Annotated in this window: 19 protein-coding genes and 1 tRNA gene; 16 read left to right on the top strand and 4 right to left on the bottom strand. The window is 49.1% G+C overall.

The window, feature by feature from the left end:
- The first annotated feature begins 73 nt into the window (after positions 1–73).
- From DW947_RS12300 to DW947_RS12250, 11 genes are all read left to right on the top strand, one after another.
- Positions 74–2,212, top strand: coding sequence for a penicillin-binding protein (locus DW947_RS12300; protein WP_016272446.1), 2,139 nt, complete (start codon positions 74–76; stop codon positions 2,210–2,212).
- Positions 2,213–2,257: 45 nt separating this feature from the next.
- On the top strand, positions 2,258–3,706 hold the full coding sequence (locus tag DW947_RS12295) for a UDP-N-acetylmuramoyl-L-alanyl-D-glutamate--2,6-diaminopimelate ligase (protein WP_016272445.1): 1,449 nt from the start codon (positions 2,258–2,260) through the stop codon (positions 3,704–3,706).
- 122 nt (positions 3,707–3,828) lie between these two features.
- The gene (mraY, locus tag DW947_RS12290) at positions 3,829–5,097 is read left to right on the top strand and encodes a phospho-N-acetylmuramoyl-pentapeptide-transferase (protein ID WP_005830392.1); all 1,269 of its coding nucleotides are present in this window, start codon (positions 3,829–3,831) and stop codon (positions 5,095–5,097) included.
- Positions 5,098–5,192: 95 nt separating this feature from the next.
- Positions 5,193–6,527 carry a UDP-N-acetylmuramoyl-L-alanine--D-glutamate ligase gene (gene murD / locus DW947_RS12285; protein ID WP_035457556.1) on the top strand — a complete coding sequence of 445 codons (1,335 nt, stop codon included), beginning with the start codon at positions 5,193–5,195 and terminating at the stop codon, positions 6,525–6,527.
- Positions 6,528–6,618: 91 nt separating this feature from the next.
- A complete protein-coding gene (locus tag DW947_RS12280; protein WP_005834555.1) occupies positions 6,619–7,935 on the top strand; it encodes an FtsW/RodA/SpoVE family cell cycle protein in 1,317 nt (438 codons plus the stop codon).
- Positions 7,936–8,033: 98 nt separating this feature from the next.
- Positions 8,034–9,236, top strand: coding sequence for an undecaprenyldiphospho-muramoylpentapeptide beta-N-acetylglucosaminyltransferase (murG, locus tag DW947_RS12275; protein WP_117963391.1), 1,203 nt, complete (start codon positions 8,034–8,036; stop codon positions 9,234–9,236).
- Positions 9,237–9,262: 26 nt separating this feature from the next.
- Positions 9,263–10,648 (top strand): UDP-N-acetylmuramate--L-alanine ligase, encoded by a 1,386-nt coding sequence (murC, locus tag DW947_RS12270; RefSeq protein ID WP_117963389.1) that lies wholly within the window; start codon positions 9,263–9,265, stop codon positions 10,646–10,648.
- Complete coding sequence (locus DW947_RS12265; RefSeq protein WP_005830403.1) at positions 10,641–11,378, top strand: cell division protein FtsQ/DivIB; 738 nt, start codon at positions 10,641–10,643, stop codon at positions 11,376–11,378. Before murC ends, DW947_RS12265 begins: the two co-directional genes overlap by 8 nt.
- A gap of 83 nt (positions 11,379–11,461) precedes the next feature.
- Complete coding sequence (ftsA, locus tag DW947_RS12260) at positions 11,462–12,895, top strand: cell division protein FtsA (protein ID WP_117749206.1); 1,434 nt, start codon at positions 11,462–11,464, stop codon at positions 12,893–12,895.
- 33 nt (positions 12,896–12,928) lie between these two features.
- Positions 12,929–14,242: a cell division protein FtsZ gene (gene ftsZ, locus DW947_RS12255; protein WP_005830408.1), complete on the top strand. Its 1,314-nt coding sequence runs from the start codon at positions 12,929–12,931 to the stop codon at positions 14,240–14,242.
- 69 nt (positions 14,243–14,311) lie between these two features.
- A complete protein-coding gene (locus tag DW947_RS12250; RefSeq protein ID WP_005830410.1) occupies positions 14,312–14,761 on the top strand; it encodes a GatB/YqeY domain-containing protein in 450 nt (149 codons plus the stop codon).
- A gap of 337 nt (positions 14,762–15,098) precedes the next feature.
- On the opposite strand, the gene recO is transcribed toward DW947_RS12250, so the two are convergent.
- Positions 15,099–15,827, bottom strand: coding sequence for a DNA repair protein RecO (gene recO / locus DW947_RS12245; RefSeq protein WP_005834546.1), 729 nt, complete (start codon positions 15,825–15,827; stop codon positions 15,099–15,101).
- A gap of 287 nt (positions 15,828–16,114) precedes the next feature.
- Here recO and DW947_RS12240 point away from each other — a divergent pair.
- The 3 genes from DW947_RS12240 (at position 16,115) to gyrB (ending at position 18,648) form a co-directional block, all read left to right on the top strand.
- Positions 16,115–16,186: transfer RNA gene (locus DW947_RS12240), tRNA-Glu, on the top strand.
- A gap of 40 nt (positions 16,187–16,226) precedes the next feature.
- Positions 16,227–16,481 (top strand): 30S ribosomal protein S20, encoded by a 255-nt coding sequence (rpsT, locus tag DW947_RS12235; protein ID WP_005830420.1) that lies wholly within the window; start codon positions 16,227–16,229, stop codon positions 16,479–16,481.
- 205 nt (positions 16,482–16,686) lie between these two features.
- A complete protein-coding gene (gene gyrB, locus DW947_RS12230; protein ID WP_005830422.1) occupies positions 16,687–18,648 on the top strand; it encodes a DNA topoisomerase (ATP-hydrolyzing) subunit B in 1,962 nt (653 codons plus the stop codon).
- A gap of 131 nt (positions 18,649–18,779) precedes the next feature.
- On the opposite strand, the gene DW947_RS12225 is transcribed toward gyrB, so the two are convergent.
- Together DW947_RS12225 and gpmI are read right to left on the bottom strand one after the other, a co-directional pair.
- Complete coding sequence (locus DW947_RS12225; RefSeq protein ID WP_008662683.1) at positions 18,780–19,361, bottom strand: DUF3109 family protein; 582 nt, start codon at positions 19,359–19,361, stop codon at positions 18,780–18,782.
- A gap of 112 nt (positions 19,362–19,473) precedes the next feature.
- Positions 19,474–20,988, bottom strand: a complete 1,515-nt coding sequence (gene gpmI, locus DW947_RS12220) for a 2,3-bisphosphoglycerate-independent phosphoglycerate mutase (protein ID WP_005830427.1) — start codon at positions 20,986–20,988, stop codon at positions 19,474–19,476.
- A 266-nt stretch (positions 20,989–21,254) separates the two neighbouring features.
- Between gpmI and DW947_RS12215 the strand changes: the two genes are divergently transcribed.
- Entirely contained in the window at positions 21,255–22,181 is a 927-nt protein-coding gene (locus DW947_RS12215; protein ID WP_005834540.1) for a magnesium transporter CorA family protein, read from the top strand.
- Between the two features lie 6 nt (positions 22,182–22,187).
- On the opposite strand, the gene DW947_RS12210 is transcribed toward DW947_RS12215, so the two are convergent.
- Complete coding sequence (locus tag DW947_RS12210; RefSeq protein ID WP_044468435.1) at positions 22,188–22,796, bottom strand: ribonuclease HII; 609 nt, start codon at positions 22,794–22,796, stop codon at positions 22,188–22,190.
- Positions 22,797–22,893: 97 nt separating this feature from the next.
- Between DW947_RS12210 and DW947_RS12205 the strand changes: the two genes are divergently transcribed.
- Complete coding sequence (locus tag DW947_RS12205) at positions 22,894–24,516, top strand: tetratricopeptide repeat protein (RefSeq protein WP_117963387.1); 1,623 nt, start codon at positions 22,894–22,896, stop codon at positions 24,514–24,516.
- Positions 24,517–24,938: the final 422 nt, after the last annotated feature.

Here is a 24,938-nt window from a genome sequence, read left to right as displayed (position 1 = left end):
TTAAAGTAATTTCAATAGTACATCGTAAATCGTTAAATCGTAAATAACATTGGCTGTAAATAAAAAAAACATAATGACCCGTTACTTCTTCGTCGTCCTACTCATGGGGTTGGTGGGGATAGCTATTGTTGTGAAAGGCGCCATGATTATGTTTGCCGAGCGACAGTACTGGCACGATGTAGCCGACCGCTTCGTAAAAGAGAATGTAACGGTGAAGCCCAACCGGGGAAATATCCTGTCCTCGGATGGCAAACTGATGGCAAGTTCGCTGCCGGAATATAAAATATATATGGACTTCATGTCCGGCGAAAGGGACGAGAAGCGCCGCAAAAAGGACCAGCAGCGCAAGGATTCTATCTGGAAAGCCAATTTCGATTCCATCTGTATCGGGCTTCATCAGATTTTTCCGGACATCAGTGCCGCCACCTTCAAAAGCCATCTGCGCAAGGGGCGGGAGATGAAGAGCCGGAACTACAACATTCTTCCCAACCGCAACCGGCGCATCTCTTACATTCAGTATAAGGAAGCCAAGCGGTTACCCGTATTCAAGATGAACAAGTACAGAGGCGGGTTCCACGAACAGATATACAACCAGCGTAAAAAGCCGTTCGGTTCTTTGGCAGCCCAAACCCTGGGCCGTCTCTATGCCGATACAGCCATGGGAGCCCGTAACGGCATTGAACTGGCCTTCGACACCCTGCTGAAAGGACGGAACGGTATTACCCACCGTCAGAAGGTGATGAATAAATACCTGAATATCGTAGACCTTCCCCCGGTAGACGGTTGTGACATCATATCCACCCTCGACGTAGGCATGCAGGACATCTGCGAAAAAGCCCTGGTGGACAAGTTGAAGGAAATCAATGCCAACGTCGGGGTAGCCGTACTGATGGAAGTGGCTACCGGAGAAGTAAAGGCCATTGTCAACATGATGAAAGCCGGAGACGGCAATTACTACGAAATGAACAGTAATGCCATCAGCGATATGTTGGAACCGGGCTCCACCTTCAAGACAGCCTCCATTATGGTGGCACTGGAAGATGGCAAGATAACCCCGGATACCGAGGTAGACACGGGCAACGGTATTATGAATATGTACGGCAGCAAGATGAGGGACCACAACTGGCACCGGGGAGGTTACGGAAAGATAGATGTGACACGTATTCTGGAAGTTTCTTCCAATGTGGGTGTCTCCTACCTCATCGACAAGCACTACAAGGATAATCCGCAGAAGTTCGTGGACGGTTTGAAGCGCATGAGCATCGACCAGCCGCTTCATCTGCAAATACCCGGTGAAGGGAAACCCAACATCAAAGGGCCTAAAGAGCGTTATTTTGCCAAAACGACTTTGCCGTGGATGAGTATCGGCTACGAGACTCAGGTACCTCCCATAAACATACTGACCTTCTACAATGCCATAGCCAACAACGGGGTCATGGTACGCCCCAAATTTGTGAAAGCAGCGGTAAAGGACGGTGAGGTAGTGAAAGAATATCCTACGGAAGTAATCAATCCCAAGATATGCTCCGACCATACCCTGACACAAATCCGCGAAATCCTTCGGAAAGTGGTATCGCAAGGATTGGCAAAACCTGCCGGCAGCAAACAGTTCTCCGTATCGGGCAAGACGGGTACGGCACAGATTTCACAAGGAGCCGCCGGATATAAGTCGGGACGGGTGAATTACCTTGTAAGTTTCTGCGGATATTTCCCCTCGGAAGCACCCAAATACAGTTGCATCGTTTCCATTCAGAAGCCTGGGTTACCAGCTTCAGGCGGTCTGATGGCAGGTAGTGTCTTCGGGAAAATAGCAGAAAGAGTTTATGCCAAAGACCTGCGTTTTGACATACGCAGTGCCATAGACAGTACCACCAATGTGATTCCTCCCGTGAAAGCCGGAGAGATGAACGAAGCACTCCTTGTACTGAATGATTTGAAAGTGCCCGTTCAGAAACAGTTCGCCGGACAAAAGAAAAAGGAACAGTGGGGGCATACACAAGCAGCTCCGTCGGCAGTCATCCTGCAAGACCAGGAACCGGCCTCGGGCACCGTGCCCAGCGTGGTAGGTATGGGAGCGAAAGATGCTGTCTACCTTTTAGAGAGTAAAGGACTGAAAGTAAGGCTAAACGGCGTAGGACGGGTGAGGAACCAGTCCATAGCAAGCGGTAGCCGGATAGTGAAAGGACAAACCATAACCCTGACACTACGTTAACATGAGAATAAACAAGATTTGGATATACACTATATATAATAAGGTATGAGATTAAGTGATTTGTTGCAAACAATACAGCCGGTCCGGATTACCGGAAGTACAAGCATGGAGATAACGGGGGTGAATATAGATTCCCGCCTGATAGGAACCGGACATCTGTTCATGGCCATGCGTGGTACGCAGACCGACGGGCATGCCTATATTCCGGCTGCCATCGATAAAGGGGCTGTTGCAGTATTGTGTGAAGAATTGCCGGAAGAGCTTAAGGCCGGCATCACCTACATTCAGGTGAAAGACAGTGAAGATGCCGTAGGGAAAGTGGCTACCACTTTCTATGGCGACCCTACATCCAAGATGGAACTCATCGGCGTGACCGGAACCAACGGAAAAACAACCGTTGCCACCTTATTATATAATACTTTCCGCTATTTCGGCTACAAGGTCGGACTGGTTTCCACTGTATGCAATTACATCGACGACCAGCCCGTACCGACCGAACACACCACCCCGGACCCGATAACCCTGAACCGCCTGCTCGGAGAAATGGCAGATTCCGGCTGCAAGTATGCCTTCATGGAAGTCAGTTCCCATTCCATTGCCCAAAAGCGCATCAGCGGTCTGAAGTTTGCCGGCGGTATTTTCACTAATCTGACCCGCGACCATCTGGATTATCATAAAACGGTGGAGAACTACCTCAAAGCCAAGAAAAAGTTCTTCGACGAACTGCCAAAAGGAGCTTTCAGCCTGACCAACCTGGATGACAAGAACGGACTTGTGATGACGCAGAATACCCGTTCGAAGGTATACACCTACTCTTTGCGTAGTCTTAGCGACTTCAAAGGCAAAGTCTTGGAGTCTCATTTCGAGGGAATGTTGCTCGACTTCAACAATCACGAACTGGCAGTACGTTTCATCGGAAAGTTCAATGCCTACAACCTGCTGGCGGTATTCGGTACTGCCGTATTGCTTGGCAAGAAAGAAGAGGATGTACTGGTTGCCCTCAGCACGCTGCATCCGGTAACCGGCCGCTTCGATGCCATCCGTTCACCGAAAGGCTACACCGCCATTGTGGACTATGCGCATACTCCAGACGCCCTGGTCAATGTATTGAACGCCATTCACGGAGTGCTGGAAGGAAAAGGGAAAGTGATTACCGTTGTGGGCGCCGGCGGCAACCGCGACAAAGGCAAGCGTCCCATCATGGCCAAAGAATCCGCCCGCTTGAGCGACCGGGTCATCATCACCTCCGATAACCCGCGCTTTGAAGAGCCGCAGGACATCATCAACGACATGCTGGCGGGACTGGATAAAGACGACATGCAGAAAACCATCAGCATCACCGACCGCCGCGAAGCCATCAAGACAGCCTGCATGCTGGCACAGCCGGGAGACGTGATTCTCGTTGCAGGCAAGGGGCATGAGAATTATCAGGAGATTAAAGGCGTGAAACACCATTTTGACGACAAAGAGATATTAAATGAGATAATGTGCTGATATGCCAATGTGCTAATTGCCATGCGTCATGTAGGATATTCATTCCTTTACCAGCAGATATACCAGACTATCAATTAGCATATTGGCACATTAGCACATTAAACAATTAAATAATTAACATCATGTTATACTATTTATTTCAATGGTTAGACAAATATGACTTCCCCGGTGCGGGCATGTTTGGCTATACATCCTTCCGTTCGTTGATGGCAATCATTCTGGCATTGCTCATTTCGAGTATCTGGGGAGATAAGTTCATCAATCTACTGAAACGCAAGCAGATTACTGAAACGCAACGTGATGCCAGCATCGACCCGTTCGGCGTAAACAAGGTGGGAGTACCCAGCATGGGCGGTGTCATCATTATTTTTGCCATACTCATTCCTTGCCTACTACTGGGCAAATTGAGCAATATTTATATGATATTGATGCTGATTACCACAATCTGGCTGGGGTCGCTGGGCTTTGCCGACGACTACATCAAGATATTCAAGAAGGACAAGGAAGGCCTGCACGGTAAGTTCAAAATCATCGGTCAGGTAGGCTTGGGACTTATCGTCGGACTGACTCTCTACCTCAGTCCGCAGGTGGTTATCCGCGAGAACATAGAAATAGAGAAACCAGACGGACAGATAGAAGTGGTGCATGCCGCCAAGGAAATCAAGGCAACACAGACCACCATCCCATTCTTCAAGAGCAACAACTTCGACTATGCCGACCTAGTGGGCTTCATGGGTGAACATGCCCAGACAGCAGGTTGGATACTGTTTGTGATTATCACGATTTTCGTAGTTACCGCCGTCAGCAACGGAGCCAACCTGAATGACGGAATGGACGGAATGGCGGCAGGGAACTCTGCCATTATCGGACTGACCTTGGGAATACTCGCCTACGTATCGAGCCACATTGAATATGCCGGCTACCTGAATATCATGTACATTCCCGGCTCGGAAGAACTGGTAATCTTTATCTGTGCCTTCATCGGTGCACTTATCGGCTTCTTGTGGTACAATGCCTATCCGGCCCAGGTATTCATGGGCGATACGGGCAGTCTGACCATTGGAGGAATCATCGCAGTATACGCCATCATTATTCACAAGGAACTGCTGATACCCATCCTTTGCGGTATCTTCCTGGTGGAGAACCTTTCGGTCATCCTGCAACGCCTCTATTACAAGGCAGGCAAGCGGAAAGGCGTGAAACAACGTCTCTTCAAAAGAACACCGATACACGACCACTTCCGCACTTCCATGAGCCTGATAGAGCCGGGATGCAGCGTAGTATTCACCAAACCGGACAAGCTGTTCCACGAATCCAAAATCACCATCCGCTTCTGGATTGTGACGATTGTATTGGCAGCGATAACGATTATAACATTAAAGATTAGATAATAATTATTCAATATGCTAATGTGCCAATGTGCTAATTGCCATGCGGCACGACAGCGCAGCTCATTAGCACATTGGCACATTAATCATATTAGTACATTATGAGAATTGTAGTATTAGGAGCTGGCGAAAGCGGCGCAGGCGCTGCCGTACTGGCCAAAGTGAAAGGATTCGACACGTTCGTCTCCGACATGTCCGCCATCAAAGACAAATACAAGGAACTGCTGGATAAATACGGCATTGCCTGGGAAGAGGGACACCACACAGAAGAGCTGATTCTGAATGCTGACGAAGTAGTGAAAAGCCCCGGTATTCCCAACGACGCTCCGCTCATTATGAAATTAAAGGAAAAAGGTACGCCCATCATCTCTGAGATAGAGTTTGCGGGACGGTACACTGACGCAAAGATGGTCTGTATCACCGGCTCGAACGGAAAGACTACAACCACCTCGCTCATTTATCACATCTTCAAGAGTGCAGGCCTGAACGTCGGCCTCGCCGGCAACATCGGCAACAGCCTGGCCTTGCAGGTAGCCACGGAGCAGCATGATTACTACGTCATTGAGCTGAGTTCCTTCCAGCTGGACAATATGTATAACTTCCGTGCCAACATTGCCGTACTGATGAACATCACACCAGACCACTTGGACCGTTACGACCACTGTATGCAGAAATATGTGGACGCCAAATTCCGCATCACCCAAAACCAGACACCGGAAGACGCTTTTATCTTCTGGAACGACGACCCCATCATCAAGCGCGAGCTGGACAAGCATGGCCTGCGCGCCCATCTCTACCCGTTCGCTGCCGTCAAGGAAGACGGGGCCATCGCATACGTGGAAGACGGTGAAGTGGAAATCAACGAACCGATAGCCTTCAATATGGAGCAAGAGGAGCTGGCGCTGCACGGCACACACAACCTATACAATTCGTTAGCCGCCGGCATCTCGGCCAATTTGGCCGGCATCCGGAAAGAATATATCCGCAAAGCCTTGTCCGACTTCAAGGGAGTGGAACACCGGTTGGAGAAAGTAGCCACCGTACGCGGCGTGAGCTTCATCAACGATTCCAAGGCTACGAACGTAAACTCCTGCTGGTATGCCCTGCAAAGCATGACCGGCAAAACCGTACTTATCCTCGGCGGTAAAGACAAAGGAAACGATTACACGGAAATCGAAGACCTCGTACGCGAAAAGTGCTCTGCCCTGGTCTATTTGGGATTGCACAACGAAAAGCTGCACGCCTTCTTCGACCGTCTGGGACTGCCCGTAGCCGACGTGCAGACCGGCATGCAGGATGCCGTAGAAGCAGCCTTCAAGCTGGCAAAGAAAGGTGAAACCGTGTTGCTCAGTCCTTGCTGTGCCTCCTTCGACCTCTTCAAGAGCTATGAGGACCGCGGCGATCAGTTCAAAGCATGTGTCAGAGCACTATAAGATACAGATGCCGTAACAGTCCTATTACGAATTCCGTAACAAGAACGGCAACTTTTAATTCTTTAATTATTAATTTTTAATTTGCGAAGCATTGGATTTATTAAAGAGCATATTCAAAGGTGACAAAGTGATTTGGATTATTTTCCTTTTCCTTTGCCTCATCTCCATCACAGAGGTATTCAGTGCTGCCAGTACGCTGACCTACAAGAGTGGCGACCACTGGGGACCGATTACGCAGCACAGCATCCTCCTGATGGTAGGCGCCGTCATTGTAGTACTGGTACACAACATCCCCTATAAATGGTTTCAGGTGTTCCCGGTATTCCTGCTTCCGATATCCATCGGACTGCTGGCTTTTGTGATGCTGATGGGATTCATTACCGGCGACCGCGTAAACGGCGCAGCCCGCTGGATGACCTTCATGGGCATTCAGTTCCAGCCGTCGGAAATAGCGAAGATGGCCGTCGTCATCGTTACCGCCTTTATCCTCTCGAAAGGGCAGGATGAAGACGGTGCAAGTCCGAAAGCCTTTAAGCGCATCATGATTATTACCTGCATTGTCTGTGGCCTTATCCTGCCGGAAAACTACTCGACGGGAATGCTGCTCTTCGGAACGGTCTACCTGATGATGTTCATCGGGCGGGTATCTGCCAGGAAACTGCTGATACTGGGAGGAGGAATTGTGGCATTCGTAACAGTCTTTGTCGCCTTCCTGCTGGCCACGCCAGACAAGACATTGGAAAATATACCGATGGGGCACCGCTTCACCACTGTAAAATCCCGTATTGCAGACTTTACCAACAAGGAGGAAGTTCCTGCCGCCAAATTCGACATCGACGGCGACGGGCAAGTGGCACATGCCCGTATTGCCGTAGCTACGAGCAACGTTGTAGGCAAGGGTCCGGGAAACTCCGTACAGCGTGACTTTCTGAGCCAGGCATTCTCCGATTTCATCTATGCCATCATCATCGAGGAACTGGGACTGGTAGGCGGAATAGTCGTTGTGTTCCTTTATGTCTGCCTATTGGTGCGAGTGGGCCGTATCGCCAAAAAATGCGACCGCACTTTCCCCGCTTTCCTCATTACCGGAATAGCCTTGCTGCTCGTCACGCAGGCGCTGTTCAACATGATGGTTGCCGTAGGTCTGGCACCCGTCACGGGACAACCGCTTCCACTCATCAGCAAGGGTGGTACATCCACTTTCATCAACTGTGCCTACATCGGCATGATACTGAGTGTCAGCCGCTATACAGCCAAGCTGGAGGAACAGCGGATGCATGATGCGCAAGTGCCGATGCTGATAGATGCCGGAAATGCCGAGAACCCGGAACAACCGGCCGATAGCGAAGCACAGACAGCCGCTGAGCCGACAGCAAAGGTACTGAACAGTGATGCGGAGTTTGAATAACAGCCTCTCCCCAACCCCTCCCCCGTAGGGAGGGGAGAAAAGAATGATTGAGCAATGGAAAGGATGCCAATAATACAAAAATAAAAAAGAACAAGAATATGAGTAAAGATATGAACAACTATACAACCAAAAGTAACTCTACCCCCCTCCCTACGGGGGAGGGGTCGGGGGTGAGGCTTATCATCAGCGGCGGCGGCACCGGAGGACATATCTTTCCGGCCATCTCCATCGCCAACGCCATAAAAGAGTTGTGTCCCGACGCAGAGATTCTCTTCGTAGGTGCCGAAGGAAGAATGGAAATGCAGCGTGTTCCCGATGCCGGTTACCGGATTATAGGCTTACCCGTTGCCGGATTCGACCGCAAACATCTGTGGAAGAACTTCTCCGTACTGCTGAAACTGATACGGAGTCAGTGGAAAGCACGGAACATCATCAAGGAGTTCCGCCCACAAGTGGCCGTCGGTGTAGGTGGCTATGCCAGTGGTCCTACGCTGAAAATGGCGGGCATGATGGGTATTCCCACACTGATACAGGAACAGAATTCCTACGCCGGTGTCACCAACAAGCTGCTGGCACAGAAGGCATGCAAGATTTGCGTGGCCTACGAAGGCATGGAAAAGTTCTTCCCGGCAGAAAAGATAATCATGACAGGTAATCCGGTGCGCCAGAACCTGCTCGGGCATTCCATCCTGCACGCAGACGCCGTAAAGTACTTCGGATTGAACCCGGAAAAGAAGACTATCCTCATTCTGGGCGGTAGTCTTGGAGCGCGTACCATCAACCAGACACTGACCGCCGGCCTGGATATCATTCGTACCCACCCCGACGTACAGTTTATCTGGCAGACTGGCAAGATATACATTGACCAAGTCAGAGAAGCCATTACAGCCACTACGGGAGAAGCCGTACGTAACCCGCATATCAGTGCCATTCCGAATCTGTATGTGACGGACTTCATTAAGGATATGGCAAACGCCTATGCCGCTGCCGATCTGGTGATTTCACGTGCCGGAGCCGGTTCCATCTCCGAGTTCTGCCTGCTGCACAAGCCGGTCATCCTGGTTCCCTCACCCAATGTGGCCGAGGACCATCAGACCAAGAATGCGCTGGCGCTGGTGGATAAGGATGCAGCTATCTATGTGAAGGATGTGGAAGCGAAAGAGAAGCTGCTGCCGGTGGCGTTGGAGACAATCGCTAACCCCGAGAAGCTGCAAGACTTGAGCAAGAATATCGCCAAGCTAGCGTTGCCGGACTCGGCGACAATTATTGCGAAGGAGGTATTGAAGTTAATTAAGAAATAAATTAGGAGAGTATCTTAATGAAAGATATGAATATAGAAACAATCAAATCCGTTTACTTCATCGGTGCCGGCGGCATCGGCATGAGCGCTCTGATACGCTATTTCCTCTCCAAAGGAAAGACAGTAGCGGGCTACGACCGTACGTCGAGCGAACTGACAGAACGTCTGATTACGGAAGGAGCACAGATACACTACGAAGAGGATATCAACCTTATTCCGGAGGAGTGCAAAGACAAGGCAAGCACGCTCGTGGTCTATACCCCCGCCGTGCCGCAAGGGCATGCAGAACTGACCTATTTCCGTGAAAACGGCTTCAACATACATAAGCGCTCCCAAGTATTGGGCATCATCACCCGCAGCAGTAAAGGCCTGTGCGTGGCAGGTACGCATGGCAAGACTACCACCAGCACCATGGCTGCCCACCTGCTGCACCAGTCACACGTGGGCTGCACCGCCTTCCTCGGAGGTATTTCGAAGAACTACGGTACGAATCTGCTGCTTTCCGCCACCAGCCCTTATACCGTTATCGAAGCGGATGAGTTCGACCGCTCCTTCCACTGGCTATCGCCCTGGATGAGTGTCATTACTGCCACCGACCCCGACCACCTGGATATATACGGCACCAAAGAAGCCTATCTCGAAAGCTTCCGCCACTACACCACGCTTATCCAGCCGGGCGGCGCCCTGATTCTGCACAAAGGACTGGAAATGCAAGCCGACGTACAACCGGGCGTCACCACCTATACCTACTCGCGCAACGAAGGCGACTTCCATGCCGAGAATATCCGCATCGGAAACGGTGAAATCTTCATCGACTTCGTGGCGCCTGACACCCGCATCAACGATATTCAGTTGGGGGTTCCCGTCAGTATCAACATCGAGAATGGTGTTGCCGCCATGGCACTCGCCCATCTCAGCGGTGCCACCGACGAAGAAATCAAGCAAGGCATGGCAAGCTTCCGCGGAGTGGACCGCCGCTTCGACTTCAAGCTAAAGAATGACCGGATTGTATTTCTCAGCGATTACGCCCACCACCCTGCCGAAATAGCCCAAAGCGTGAAGTCCGTCCGCGAGTTGTACCAAGACAAGAAGATAACCGTCATCTTCCAGCCCCACTTGTACACCCGTACTCGCGACTTCTATCGTGACTTTGCAGACAGCCTTTCCCTATCCGACGAGGTGATTCTGACAGAGATATACCCTGCCCGCGAGCAACCGATTCCCGGCGTGACAAGTCAGCTGATTTATGACAACCTCCGCCCCGGCATCGAGAAATGCATCTGTAGGAAAGAAGACGTCCTCAGCCTCCTCGCCCAAAAGCACACCGAAGTATTGGTAGTGCTGGGAGCCGGAGACCTGGACAACTATGCGCCCCAAATCACCCAACTATTATCAGAAAAATATCATGGTTAAAAGGATTCTACTTTCTATCGTTCTGTTGCTTGTCATTGCTTACCTGGTAGTGGCTGTCACAGCTTTCAACCGCAAGCCCACCTCGCAGGTGTGCCAAGACGTGGAACTGGTGATAAAAGACACGGTATATGCCGGCTTCATCACGAAGAAGGAAGTAGCTACCCTGCTGGAAAAGAAAGGCATCAGCCCCATTGGGAAAGACCTGGAACGCGTGCGTACCAAGACCTTGGAGCGCGAACTTGCCAAGCATCCCCTCATCGACCAGGTGGAGTGCTACAAAACCCCGAGCGGCAAGCTCTGCATCGAAGTGACCCAGCGCACCCCCATCCTGCGCGTGATGAGCGCCAACGGCGAAAACTACTATCTGGACAACAAAGGTACCGTGATGCCCCCCGATGCAAAGTGCGTTGCACACCTCGCCGTTGTAACCGGAAATGTAGAAAAGTCGTTTGCCATGAGGGATTTATATAAGTTTGGTGTATTTTTGCAAAAGAATTCTTTTTGGAATGCACAGATAGAGCAAATTCACGTATTGCCCGGCAAGAACATCGAGTTAGTGCCCCGTGTCGGCGACCATCTTATCTATTTAGGCAAGATTGCCGGATTCGAGAAGAAGCTGAAACGTGTAAAGGCATTCTACGAAAGAGGATTGAACCAGGTGGGTTGGAACAAATACTCCCGTATCAGCGTTGAATTTGATAATCAAATCATCTGCACAAAGAGAGAGTAGAGAAAGGGATTTACTAATAGTCCTTCTTTATCAAAGCGCAGCAAATAGTAAATTGTAAATAGTAAAATAGTAAATAAATAGATATGGCAACAACAGATTTCATCGCCGCTATCGAGTTGAGTTCTTCCAAGATTTCCGGTATCGCAGGAAAGAAGAGCAGTGACGGAAGTATCCAGGTGTTGGCTTATGCACGCGAAGATGCATCCCCGTTTATACACAAAGGGGCCATCTACAACATTGACAAGGCCGCACAAGCGCTGACTTCCATCATCAACAAGCTGGAAGGCCAGTTGAACAACTCCATCGCCAAAGTATATGTAGGCATCGGCGGACAATCATTGCGCACGGTGAGGAATGCGGTAAGCCGTACGCTGGAGGAAGAGAGCATCATTTCGCAAGAACTGGTAGACGAGATTTGCGACGAGAACCGTGATGTACCCTTGGTAGACATGAGTGTGCTGGATGTAGCCCCGCAAGAATACAAGATAGACAACACGCTGCATGTGGAGCCCGTAGGAGTTGCCGGAAGATACATCACCGGGCAGTTCCTCAACATCGTGGCGCGTGCCTCGCTGAAGAAGAACCTCGAACACAGTTTCGAGCAAGCCAAAGTGGAAATTGCCGACGACCTGCTCGTGGCTCCCACTGCGTTGGCCAAAGCCGTGCTGACCGAAAACGAGATGCGTTCGGGCTGTGCACTGGTGGACTTCGGTGCCGACACCACCACCGTGCTGGTCTATAAGAACAATATCCTGCGCTACCTCAGCGTACTGCCGCTGGGTGGAAACAACATTACCCACGACATCACTTCCCTGCAAATGGAAGAGGAAGATGCCGAGAAGCTGAAACTGCAATACGGTGATGCCCTCTACGAGGAGGAAGAAGACGCCGAGACCCCTGCCGTATGCACGTCGGAAGACGGCCGTACCTTTGAACTGGCCCTGCTGAACAATATTATCGGAGCACGTGCAGAAGAAATTCTTGCCAACGTATGGAACCAGTTGCAACTTTCCGGCTACGAGGACAAACTTTTCTCCGGTGTTGTATTCACCGGTGGAGGAGCCAATCTGAAGAATCTTGAGAAAGCCTTCCATAGAGTGAGCAAGATTGAAAAGGTAAAGACCGCCAAGTTCGTACAGACCACCGTCCACACACGCAGCGACGAGCCCAAGAAGGACGGCATGCACAACACACTGCTGGGCCTGCTGGCTGCCGGCAACGAGAATTGCTGCCTGCAAGAGGTGAAGCCGGTGCAGCAGCCTGCCTCCCATGTTCCTCCCAAACCGGTCGACATATTCGTTGACGACGAAGCGCTGAAAGAGCAGGAAGCCGCCGCACGCGCCGCCAAGGCACAGCGCGAGAAGGAAGAGAAAGAACGCAAGGAGCGTGAGCGCAAAGAAAGGGAGCTGCGCGAAAAGGAAGAAAAGAAGAAGAAAAAGAAAGAAGGCCCCAGCTGGTTCGAAAAGACTTTCAACAAGCTTTCCAACGAAATCTTCTCGGACGACGATATGAAGTAATAATGTGATAATGTGCCAGAAAATTAAGTTATTATGGAAGATATAGTACAATTCGATTTCCCGACCGATTCACCGAAAATCATTAAAGTAATCGGTGTAGGTGGAGGTGGCGGCAATGCCGTGAACCATATGTACCGGGAAGGTATACACGACGTGACGTTCGTACTGTGCAACACAGACAACCAAGCGTTGAAGGACTCTCCCGTGCCCGTGAAGTTACAGCTTGGAAAAGAAGGCCTGGGAGCCGGAAACCGCCCTGCCCGTGCCCGCAAGGCAGCAGAAGAGAGCATCGAAGACATCAAGAATATGCTGAACGACGGCACCAAGATGGTATTCATCACTGCCGGAATGGGCGGTGGTACCGGTACGGGTGCCGCACCCATCATTGCACAAACCGCCAAGGAAATGGACATCCTGACCATCGGCATCGTCACCATCCCTTTCCGCTGGGAGGGCGACAAGAAGATAGACCAGGCACTGGATGGCGTAGAGGAAATCAGCAAGCACGTAGATGCCCTGCTGGTCATCAACAATGAAAAGCTGAGCGAGATATACAGCGAGCTATCCGTAGACGACGCGTTTGACAAGGCCGACGACACCCTTTCGGTAGCCGCCAAGAGTATTGCCGAAATCATCACCCTGCATGGAAAGGTGAACCTCGACTTCAACGACGTGAAAACAGTGCTGAAGGACGGCGGCGTAGCCATCATGAGTACCGGCTACGGCGAAGGTGACAACCGTGTCAGCGAAGCCATCAAGAACGCGCAGCACTCGCCGTTGCTGAACAACAACGACATCTTCAACTCCAAGAAAGTACTCCTCAACATCTCTTACAGTGCACAATACAAGCTGATGATGAGCGAGATGGACGAGGTGAAGGAGTTCATGAACCGTTTCAGCCGCGACTTCGAAACCAAATTCGGTATGGCCATTGACGACAAGCTGGAACAGAAAGTGAAAATCACCCTGCTTGCCACCGGTTTCGGTATCCAGGACATCCACATGAAGGAAATGGACGACCGCATCACCCAGCGCACCGCCGAAGAACAGCAACGCCTTGCCGAGCTGGAGGAGGAAGAGGAACAGAGACGCAACCGCCGCGAAGTGTACTATGGCAAGGATGCCAATGCCCGTTCCCAGCGCAGCCGCCGTCGCCATATCTATCTCTTCAATCCCGAAGACATGGACAACGCCGACATCATCAGCATGGTAGAGAATTCTCCGACCTATCTGCGTGACAAAAGCACGCTGAACAGCATCAAGATGAAGGCAGAGCAGGAAGGGCAGCTCGCCACCGAAGCCGCGCAAGAGGCAGAAGGCGGTGCAGGGGGAGTCATCACCTTCTGATTTTTCCGTTCCCGATATGTAAAACCATCCTCCTCCCCTTCGGGGGAACAGGAGTAAACCTATAACAATATGGATTTATTTGAAAAAGTCAGCGAAGACATTAAAACAGCCATGAAAGCCAAAGACAAAGTGGCTCTCGAAACATTGAGAAACGTAAAGAAAGTATTCCTTGAAGCCAAAACCGCTCCCGGAGCCAACGATACCCTGAGCGATGCAGATGCTTTGAAGATTATCCAAAAACTGACCAAGCAAGGCAAAGACGCCGCTGAAATCTATGTACAGCAAGGTCGCCAGGACTTGGCAGACGATGAGCTGGCACAAGTAAAGGTGCTTGAAACCTATCTGCCCAAGCAGATGAGCGCCGAAGAACTGGAGGCAGCCTTGAAGGAAATCATAGCCGAAGTCGGCGCCACCAGCGGCAAGGACATGGGCAAGGTGATGGGTGTAGCCAGCAAGAAACTTGCCGGACTTGCCGAAGGCCGCGCCATCTCAGCCAAAGTAAAAGAGTTGCTGGGATAAAGAAATACACTTCCCCTATCATATAAGCCGTGCTTCAACAGAGGGACTCTGCGTCCAAAGTCTGTTGAACACGGCTTTTTACATACCAATCCATATCCTCCCCCACAAGAGATTATACGCTATCTATCAACGCATTATATTTACCGACCGTTTACCATAAGATGTAAAAGCCGTTACCTAATGATGTAACGACGGTTACCCTATATTGAAACGGTCGTTACCCTATATTGTAACGACCGTTACAGCTTATCGTAACGACCCTTACAGCAGTAAGTAAAACTCCCTACTCCTATAATAAAGGCAGCGCACACTTATTGGGCCGTTACATCGACGATAATCAATCAAAAAGCTCCTTCAATACCTCAAGTGATTTCAATACCGGGAAATCCGGCAGATGCAGACGATAATATTCATTCATAATGTTCAGGCAGCGGGTACGCTCCAACCGGTTCATGGTGAAAAGATGCATCGTTTCATAATTCATGCGCATCAGCTGTGTCAGGCGGGCCGCCTCCTCGGGAGCGATGTAATTGGAGTGGAGCTGCGGACGCAAGGGAGTGAAACAAGCATTCTGCAAATCGAAGTAATCTCCGGCATGATAATCCTCCAGGTTGGGATACAAACCGAGAAAACGGGAAAGGCGCATCAGGAAGACCAGATGGAAATTGGCAAACCCCTCCCTGCATTCATCCAGCCAGATGACGGAATGATACAGATAAGCAAACAGCGGACGGTTCTCTGCCTCCTCCCGGACGGCGCGATAAAGGAATTCCGAAAGAAACAAAGCGATGGCAGATTTGTAGGGATCGTAGGGAAGCGTGGCGAAAGGATAAAGAGACTTCGCCTCCTTCACCTTATATATAGTGGCATTAGGACGGAAATCGGCTTCAAGTTCCACCAATGCCAGCGGCTGGAAGAGTACCGGCTTCACCGCCGCCTTGCGCGAACGGGGTATGGACACCATGAAGGAAGCCCTGCCAGCCACCTCCGTATAGATGTCTGCAATGAGAGATGTATCCTTATATTTCAAGGTATGCAGCACAATTCCCAGTGTTTTCTGTAACATTCCCGATTTCTTTATCTGGTTTCAATCTGATAACAAAGCTACAAAAAAAGCCCGAAAGAAGAGAAACAAAAGGAGAAGAATAAAAAAACAAGGTAAGGAGTGCAAAAAGCAAAAGCACGTATTACACTGATTTTCAACAAACAAGACGCTAACCTATGACAAAAAGCAACAAAAAGCTATATTTTTTTCTTGCGAATGTTTTGGTAATTCAAAAATAGTTTCTACCTTTGCATCCGCAAACGAGAAATAAAGGCTCTTTGCAAGAGCGGAAACGCTCATCAAAGGATGGCCCGTTCGTCTATCGGTTAGGACGCAAGATTTTCATTCTTGAAAGGGGGGTTCGATTCCCCCACGGGCTACAAAATAAAAAAATAAACGAATTAAAAAAGATTAGTCGAGATGGCAAATCATAAATCATCACTGAAGAGAATCAGACAAGAAGAAACAAGAAGACTTCACAACAGATATTATGGCAAGACCATGAGAAACGCTGTTCGTAAGCTTCGTGCTACTACAGACAAAGCTGCAGCAACAGCAATGTATCCGGGTATCACAAAACTGTTGGATAAATTGGCTAAGACTAATGTAATCCACAAGAACAAGGCTAATAACCTGAAGTCAAAATTGGCTATCTATATCAACAAGCTGGCTTAAGTTGACTGTTACACAAAAGATATTACAAGGCTGGACTTTTTAGTCCGGCCTTTCTCATTTATACCTCTCTATTTACCTGCTTCCACACAAGTTTCTTTTCTGTGCTAAAAAGCTGTAAACTACCCGAATTTATCCGTTTGTTTAGCACCATATCCCGAGGATTTTCACTATATTTGCTCTGTTATTACAATAAGGAAAAAAGATTATGACTGAAGAACAGATTCACTCCAATAACGGGAGCTATTCTGCCGAAAACATCCAGGTACTGGAAGGTTTGGAAGCAGTGAGAAAGCGTCCCGCGATGTATATTGGCGACATTAGCAGCAAAGGACTTCACCACCTGGTGTACGAGGTTGTGGACAACTCCATCGACGAGGCACTTGCCGGCTATTGCGACCACATCGAAGTCACCATTAACGAGGACAACTCCATCACCGTACAAGACAACGGACGTGGTATCCCGGTAGACTATCACGAAAAGGAAAAGAAATCCGCACTGGAAGTTGTAATGACCGTACTGCATGCCGGAGGTAAGTTCGACAAAGGTTCCTACAAGGTATCGGGAGGTCTGCATGGTGTAGGTGTATCTTGCGTAAACGCCTTGTCTACACACATGACTACCCAGGTTTTCCGTAACGGAAAAATCTATCAGCAGGAATATTCCTGCGGACATCCGCTCTACTCCGTCAAGGAAGTGGGCACAACAGACATTACCGGTACACGCCAGCAGTTCTGGCCGGACGATACCATCTTTACGGAAACAGTCTACAACTATGATATTCTTGCCACCCGCATGCGCGAGTTGGCTTACCTGAACGCAGGCATCAAGATTTCACTGACCGACCTTCGCGTAAAGGACGAAGAGGGAAATGCCAAGAAGGAAATCTTCTACTCGGAAGAAGGCCTGAAGGAATTTGTGCGCTACGTGGACTCCTCACGCGAACACTTCATGAACGATGTAATCTACATCAACACCGAGAAGCAAGGCACACCGGTGGAAGTAGCCATCATGTACAACACTTCTTATAACGAAAATGTACACTCTTACGTAAACAACATCAATACCATTGAAGGGGGTACCCACTTGGCAGGTTTCCGCCGTGCACTGACCCGTACATTGAAAAAATACGCCGAAGACAACAAGATGCTGGAGAAAGCCAAGGTAGAGATTGCAGGCGACGACTTCCGCGAAGGATTAACTGCCGTTATCTCCATCAAGGTGGCAGAGCCTCAGTTCGAAGGACAGACCAAGACAAAGCTGGGTAACAACGAAGTGATGGGTGCCGTAGACCAGGCTGTGGGCGAGGCCCTCACCTACTACTTGGAGGAACACCCGAAAGAAGCCAAGCTGATTGTAGACAAGGTGATTCTTGCCGCCCAGGCACGTATCGCCGCACGTAAGGCACGCGAATCCGTACAACGCAAATCGCCGATGTCCGGCGGTGGCATGCCCGGTAAGTTGGCCGACTGCTCCAGCAAGGACCCGGAAGAATGCGAATTGTTCCTCGTCGAGGGTGACTCGGCAGGCGGTTCAGCAAAGCAAGGCCGTAACCGTGCGTTCCAAGCTATCCTGCCGCTTCGCGGTAAGATTCTGAATGTGGAAAAGGCCATGTGGCACAAGGCATTCGAGAGCGACGAAGTAAACAATATCATCCAGGCGCTGGGCATCCGTTTCGGCGTGGACGGTGAAGACAGCAAAGAAGCGAACATTGACAAGCTGCGCTACAAGAAGATTATCATCATGACCGATGCCGACGTCGATGGTTCTCACATTGACACGCTGATTATGACGCTTTTCTTCCGCTACTTCCCGCAAGTTATCCAGCAGGGTTGCTTGTACATCGCCACTCCTCCCCTTTACCTTTGCACCAAAGGCAAGGCGAAAGAGTATTGCTGGACAGACCAGCAGCGCCAGAAGTTCATCGACACTTACGGCGGCGGTTCGGAAAACGCAGTACACACCCAACGCTACAAAGGTTTGGGTGAAATGAACCCGGAACAGTTGTGGGAAACCACCATGAATCCGGAAAACCGCATGCTGAAGCAGGTGCATCTTGAAAATGCAGCCGAAGCCGACTATATCTTCTCCATGCTGATGGGTGAAGACGTGGGCCCGCGCCGCGATTTCATCGAAAAGAATGCAACGTATGCAAATATTGACGCTTAATAAATAATAAATAACCAACCTCACATCTTACAACGAGGAAGCCCCGGACGGGCAGGATAATCCTGCTGACCGGGGCTTTTCCTTTATCCCTCTTCTCCTCCAAAGAAGAGGCCCGTCTCCGCACGGAAGAACTATAGGATTCCTTGTTTTTTCATCTCTTCCACTACCAATTCCAGCTCTGCATACCAGTCCTCACCAAACTTACGGATAAGCGGCTCTTTCAGAAACTTGTACACGGGCAGATTTTCCTTTTGTCCCAACAGCATAGCGGCTTTGCAGACATCCCAACGATGATAGTTCACTGCCTTATAGAGTCCGTAGTTCCCCACCCTTATCGGATAGAGATGGCAGGATATAGGTTTGTAGAAGTTGGTCCTACCCTCACGGTAAGCCTTTTCGATGGCACAATAGCAACAGCCTTTATCATCATAGCAGGTAAAGACGCAATCCTTGTTGTTCACAATAGAAGTCACCAGGTCACCTTCACAATCGGTATAGACCACACCTTGCTCCTCTATCACGGTGCGGGCTTCGGGAGAAAGCTCGTCCCAAATCAGCGGAAGCACCTCTTCCAGTTTCTCCACCTCGTCCAGCTCTACGGGAGCACCGGCATCGCCCTCAATGCAGCAAATCCCCTGGCAGGCACCCAAGTCACACAAGAACTTCTCGCGCAAGACATCGAAAGAAACCACAACATCACCAATCTGTATCATAATCGTTCTATTGAAAAAAGACGCGGATTATCCGGATTGCACAGACTCAACTTTAAGAGCATCCGTGGAATCCGTATAATCCGCGTCTAAATATTGTTACGGCTTTGACGCCTTACTTAATCAAATCCTTACCAGTCATTTCGGCCGGCTGCTCCATACCCAAGATATGCAGGATAGAAGGAGCTACGTCAGCCAATACACCGTTCTCAACCTTGGCGTCCTTGTTTGCAGTAACGTAAACGAAAGGAACGGGGTTCAGAGAGTGGGCAGTATTCGGAGTACCATCCTCATTCAGAGCATGGTCGGCATTACCGTGGTCAGCGATGATGATTACTTCATAATCGTTTGCCTTGGCAGCCTCAACGGTGTCTTTCACACATTCGTCGATGGCTTTCACTGCCTTCTCGATAGCTTCGTAGATACCGGTATGTCCCACCATATCACCATTGGCGTAGTTCACCACGATGAAATCGAACTTCTGGGTCTTGATAGCTTCAACCAACTTGTCCTTCACCTCGTACGCACTCATTTCAGGCTTCAAGTCGTAAGTGGCAACCTTCGGAGAAGGAACCAGGATGCGCTCTTCAGCATCGTAGGGAGTCTCGCGGCCACCGTTGAAGAAGAAAGTCACGTGTGCATACTTCTCTGTTTCGGCAATGTGCAGCTGGGTCTTGCCATTGGCAGCAAGATATTCGCCCAATGTGTTCTGTACATTCTCCTTATCAAAAAGGATATGTACACCCTTGAAGCTGGCGTCATACGGAGTCATGCAGTAGAACTGCAGGCCCGGAATGGTTTGCATGCCTTGTTCGGGCATATCTTGCTGGGTGAGGACAACGGTCAATTCCTTGGCACGGTCGTTACGGTAGTTGAAGAAGATTACAACATCACCTTCCTTGATGGTACCGTCGAAGCCACCGTTCACAATCGGCTTGATGAATTCATCCGTAACGCCTTCGTCGTAGGACTCCTGCATAGCCTGGACCATATCCGTAGCAACCTTGCCTTCACCGTTTACCAACAAATCGTAGGCAACCTTCACACGCTCCCAACGTTTGTCACGGTCCATGGCATAGAAACGTCCCACGATGGAAGCAATCTTGCCGGCAGACTTCTCACAATGGGCAGTCAGCTGCTCAATGAAGCCTTTACCGCTCTTCGGGTCGGTATCACGACCGTCCATAAAGCAGTGGATGAAGGTATTCTCGATGCCGTATTCCTTGGAAATATCGCAGAGTTTGAACAAATGGTCAAAAGAGCTGTGCACGCCACCGTTGCTGGTCAGTCCCATAAAGTGGATATTCTTGCCGTTTTCCTTTGCATATGAGAAAGCAGAAACAATTTCCTTGTTCTTCAGGATGCTGCCATCGGCACAAGCACGGTTAATCTTCACCAAATCCTGGTAAACGATGCGTCCGGCACCGATATTGAGGTGACCTACTTCAGAGTTACCCATCTGTCCGTCGGGCAAACCAACGTTTTCACCGCTTGCCTGAAGCTCGGAATGCGGATAAGCTGCCAACAGACTGTCCCAATACGGAGTAGGTGTATTGAAAATCACATCATCTTTACCTTGATCGCCGATGCCCCAGCCATCAAGAATCATTAAAAGGGCTTTCTTACTCATAATATTAATCGAATTTAATTGTATAATCTTTTTGTATGATACAAACGTTCTTTATAGTAGGAACCTGTTTTTGCGCTGCAAAGGTACAAAAAACAGCTGTTAAAGCGTACTGTTTCAAATGATTTATGTACTTTTGCCACGCTTAAAAAATAAAAAACAAGAAATATGGACGATTCAAACCCACGAACGTGCAATAGTATTCACCAATAAAACGAACGGAGACGTTGACTGCAATGCCTCTGTTCCAACTAGAAAGGAGGCAAACAATGAGAAAGTATCTCTACAGTGAAAACGGCTTCACTGAAAAGGCCGAATGGCAACCCAACTGCTGGGTCAACGTAGAATGCCCGGACAACGATGATTTCAAATTCCTTACCGAAGAGCTGAAAGTTCCCGAATCATTCTTGGAAGACATAGCCGACGTGGACGAGCGCCCGCGTACGGAAACAGAAGACAACTGGCTGCTGACCATCCTCCGCATCCCGATGCAGAGCAACCAACGCGGCGTGCCGTTCATCACCGTGCCCATCGGCATTATCACCAATGACGGAATCATCGTTTCTGTCTGCTATCACCACACGGAGCTGATACCGGACTTCATCCAGCACACACGCCGGAAGAACATAGTCGTCAACAATAAACTGGATTTGATTCTGCGAATCATCTACTCTTCCGCCGTCTGGTTCCTGAAGTATCTGAAACAGATAAACAACGACGTGGCCACCGCCGAAAAAGAGCTGGAGAAAAGCATCCGCAACGAAGACCTCCTGCAACTGATGAAGCTGCAGAAGACGCTGGTCTACTTCAACACTTCCATCCGTGGCAATGAAGTGATGATAGGACGGCTGAAAAACATCTTTCAGGACACCAATTATCTGGATTTGGAATTATTGGAAGACGTGGTCATCGAGTTGAAGCAGGCATACAATACCGTGAACATCTACAGTGATATTCTGACGGGAACCATGGACGCCTTCGCCTCCATCATCTCCAACAATGTGAATGCCATCATGAAACGTATGACAAGCCTCAGCATTACACTGATGATTCCCACGTTGATAGCCAGTTTCTACGGCATGAATGTGGACATCCACCTGGAGAGTTTTCCGCACGCGTTTATTTTCATCATACTTTTGTCGGCAATATTATCAGCAGTGACATTCGTATGGTTCAGAAGGATTAAGTGGTTCTAAACAGCATCATTGTCCGAAGTTCAGCGACAACTGCCCATCCCCCAAGAGATTAAACGTCAAGCGATGATAGGGTGTAGTACCCCGCTCAGCAATGGCGGCACGATGTTTCTTGGTGGGATACCCCTTGTTACGATTCCAGTCATAATACGGATATTCCTCGTGAAGGCGGTTCATGTAGTCATCACGATAGGTCTTTGCCAAAATGGAGGCGGCAGCGATGGAAAGGTACTTCCCGTCTCCTTTCACTACGGTAGTATGCGGCAAGTCCCGATATTTTTTAAAGCGGTTGCCGTCTATCAGCAGATGTTGCGGACGGACATTCAGTTGGTCAACAGCACGGTGCATGGCAAGAAAGGAGGCATTAAGAATATTGATTTTGTCAATTTCTTCGGGAGAGACGACGCCCACCGCCCATGCCAGAGCCTCTTTCTCAATCACTTCACGCAAGGCATAGCGTTGTTTTTCCGTCAGCTGCTTGGAGTCGTTCAAAAGTTCATTCTTAAAGTCCGTTGGCAGAATAACGGCAGCGGCATAGACCGCACCGGCCAGACAGCCGCGACCGGCCTCATCGCATCCCGCCTCTATCAAGTCTTCATTCAAATAAGGTAATAACATATATATCGCTATCTTTGAGGCACAAAGATAAATCTTTTTGGAGGGAAACCGGACTTCTAAGAAGAATTAATTAAATTTGCAGAAACAAGACGATGCCATGAAGAAAAACCTATGTCTACTACTCGTATGTCTTCTGTCAGCAGCTGCCCCACTGCAAGCTCAAGACATGCAGCAAGCACAGAAATTGATTGACCAAGCACAGAAATACCTGTACAACAACCCCAAACAAGCTTCCTACTATGCAGCTCAGGCTTCTGCCTTGTTTCCCGAAGATGAGCCCAGTGAGGTCCGCGCACAAGCCATGATTCTCTACTGTCAAGCCGAACAATTGTTGGGGAACTTCGACCTAAGTATCAAGAATCTTTATGACACCCAAAAATATATCCATCCCACCAACAAAAAACAAATGGCACAACTCTGCTCCTTGATGGGGCGTGTATACAGCAAACTAGGCGATTACAACAAAGCCATTGAACTGAACGACAAAGCAACCTCCATCTTCAAATCCATCGGCGATTCCACCTCTGTGGCCGGATGCTATAACGAACGTGGAGTAATGCACCACTTCATGAGTGAATTTACCGTTGCCGAGCGTTTCTTCCAGCGTGCGCTGGCCATCAACCGTGCCCAACGAAACCTGAAAGAGATTGCAACCAACCTGAACAACCTCTGTCTGTACCGGGGAAATACGGAAGAGAAACTTTCTTTCATCCAGGAAGCCATCACCATCAACAAGAATCTGGATGCCCAATGGTCTCTTGGCGAAAACTACAACAACATGGGGAAACAGTATTACTATGACAAGCAATACTCCAAAGCCTTGGAAGCCTTGCATAAAGCCTACGAGTATGCCCACAACATCGGAGCCCGCGAACTGATTTGCGACAATTACGAATATTCGTCCATGGTATATGCAGCTATAGGTGACTATGCCCAAGCCTATAAGTATCTGAACAAGAGGTACCACCTGGGCAAGGAACTGCAAAGTAGCAACAAGCTACGCAACATCGAGCAGGAAATTTCCTATAAAAGATACCAAGACCAAAAATATGCTACTGAAATGCAGGAACAAACCTACAAGATAGAGCTACTGAAACGCAATTTGTGGCTTTTGGGCAGCGTACTTATTCTGGGAATAGCTTTCAGCATCTTTCTATATAAATGGTATAAACGCCGAAAAGATTTGCAACTGATAGAAGCACGCTACCAATTGCAACTGTCCGAAAAAGAAGTGGCCGAACTGAAGATGCATCAGCAAGAGCTGGAACTTCAAAATGTACACAATGAACTGGCTACCAGTCGGCAGGAGGCAACCAGCTTCGCCGTATTCCTGAAAAGCCGCAATGAACTGCTGGACAAAATACGCGGAATGGTGAAAGAAGGATATAAGATGGACGCGCAAGCCATCACGCCCCACCTGAAGAAAATCAACGCATTCATCAGCCAGAGCCAAAGCGGAGACAAAACCAACAGTGCCCTATTGACAAACATCGATGATAAAAGCAATGAATTCCTCCAAAGACTGGTAGCGATTCATCCCAAACTGACACAAGGCGAGAAATATCTTGCCACCCTGCTAAGGGTAAATTTGTCTACCAAAGAAATATCCATGTTGACCGGTACTACCCCTAAAACCATCAACATGAACCGTTACCGCCTGCGCAAATCCCTCAACCTTTCTTCCGAAGAAGACTTGACCGACTATCTACAGAACATATAACCCAGTTCAAGGCTGAAAATATTTATTTTGCATTTCTGCCCTCACCGCCACCACTGCTTATCTAAAATCCTTTGTTCATCGGATTTTCAGAGGTGAGTGAGAACAATTTTAAAAGGTGAGAGTAAAGTTTGCCCTCACTTTGTCTCAATAAAAACAAGACACCGAACAAGTAAGCATAGGCTCGCAAGTCCGGAAGAAGGGACTACTGTATCAGTATGCAAATGAAAGAACCGTCTACTAATGGCGTTTATAAAGAAAAAAAGTGTCTAGTGAAATCAGGAAAAGACAGGAAAAGACAGCTTTCTTTTTGTTTCCCCCAATATAACCGCTTGTTTCAACACACAGAACGGTTTGTTTCGACGTGTAGAACAATGTGTTTCATTAGGGCGAACACTTTGTTCCATTATAGTGAACACTTTGTT

The sequence above is a fragment of the Bacteroides sp. AM44-19 genome, from assembly GCF_003603395.1.
Lineage (GTDB): Bacteria > Bacteroidota > Bacteroidia > Bacteroidales > Bacteroidaceae > Bacteroides > Bacteroides uniformis.
Note: the sequence above shows the minus strand (reverse complement) of the source record. Positions and strands in the feature narration are given on the sequence as shown.

Coding starts and splice junctions, on each gene's coding strand:
- DW947_RS12300 (WP_016272446.1), top strand. CDS start 74: ATGACCCGTTACTTCTTCGTCGTCCTACTCATGGGGTTGGTGGGGATA.
- DW947_RS12295 (WP_016272445.1), top strand. CDS start 2,258: ATGAGATTAAGTGATTTGTTGCAAACAATACAGCCGGTCCGGATTACC.
- mraY (WP_005830392.1), top strand. CDS start 3,829: ATGTTATACTATTTATTTCAATGGTTAGACAAATATGACTTCCCCGGT.
- murG (WP_117963391.1), top strand. CDS start 8,034: ATGAGTAAAGATATGAACAACTATACAACCAAAAGTAACTCTACCCCC.
- murC (WP_117963389.1), top strand. CDS start 9,263: ATGAATATAGAAACAATCAAATCCGTTTACTTCATCGGTGCCGGCGGC.
- DW947_RS12265 (WP_005830403.1), top strand. CDS start 10,641: ATGGTTAAAAGGATTCTACTTTCTATCGTTCTGTTGCTTGTCATTGCT.
- ftsA (WP_117749206.1), top strand. CDS start 11,462: ATGGCAACAACAGATTTCATCGCCGCTATCGAGTTGAGTTCTTCCAAG.
- ftsZ (WP_005830408.1), top strand. CDS start 12,929: ATGGAAGATATAGTACAATTCGATTTCCCGACCGATTCACCGAAAATC.
- DW947_RS12250 (WP_005830410.1), top strand. CDS start 14,312: ATGGATTTATTTGAAAAAGTCAGCGAAGACATTAAAACAGCCATGAAA.
- recO (WP_005834546.1), bottom strand. CDS start 15,827: ATGTTACAGAAAACACTGGGAATTGTGCTGCATACCTTGAAATATAAG.
- rpsT (WP_005830420.1), top strand. CDS start 16,227: ATGGCAAATCATAAATCATCACTGAAGAGAATCAGACAAGAAGAAACA.
- gyrB (WP_005830422.1), top strand. CDS start 16,687: ATGACTGAAGAACAGATTCACTCCAATAACGGGAGCTATTCTGCCGAA.
- DW947_RS12225 (WP_008662683.1), bottom strand. CDS start 19,361: ATGATACAGATTGGTGATGTTGTGGTTTCTTTCGATGTCTTGCGCGAG.
- gpmI (WP_005830427.1), bottom strand. CDS start 20,988: ATGAGTAAGAAAGCCCTTTTAATGATTCTTGATGGCTGGGGCATCGGC.
- DW947_RS12215 (WP_005834540.1), top strand. CDS start 21,255: ATGAGAAAGTATCTCTACAGTGAAAACGGCTTCACTGAAAAGGCCGAA.
- DW947_RS12210 (WP_044468435.1), bottom strand. CDS start 22,796: ATGTTATTACCTTATTTGAATGAAGACTTGATAGAGGCGGGATGCGAT.
- DW947_RS12205 (WP_117963387.1), top strand. CDS start 22,894: ATGAAGAAAAACCTATGTCTACTACTCGTATGTCTTCTGTCAGCAGCT.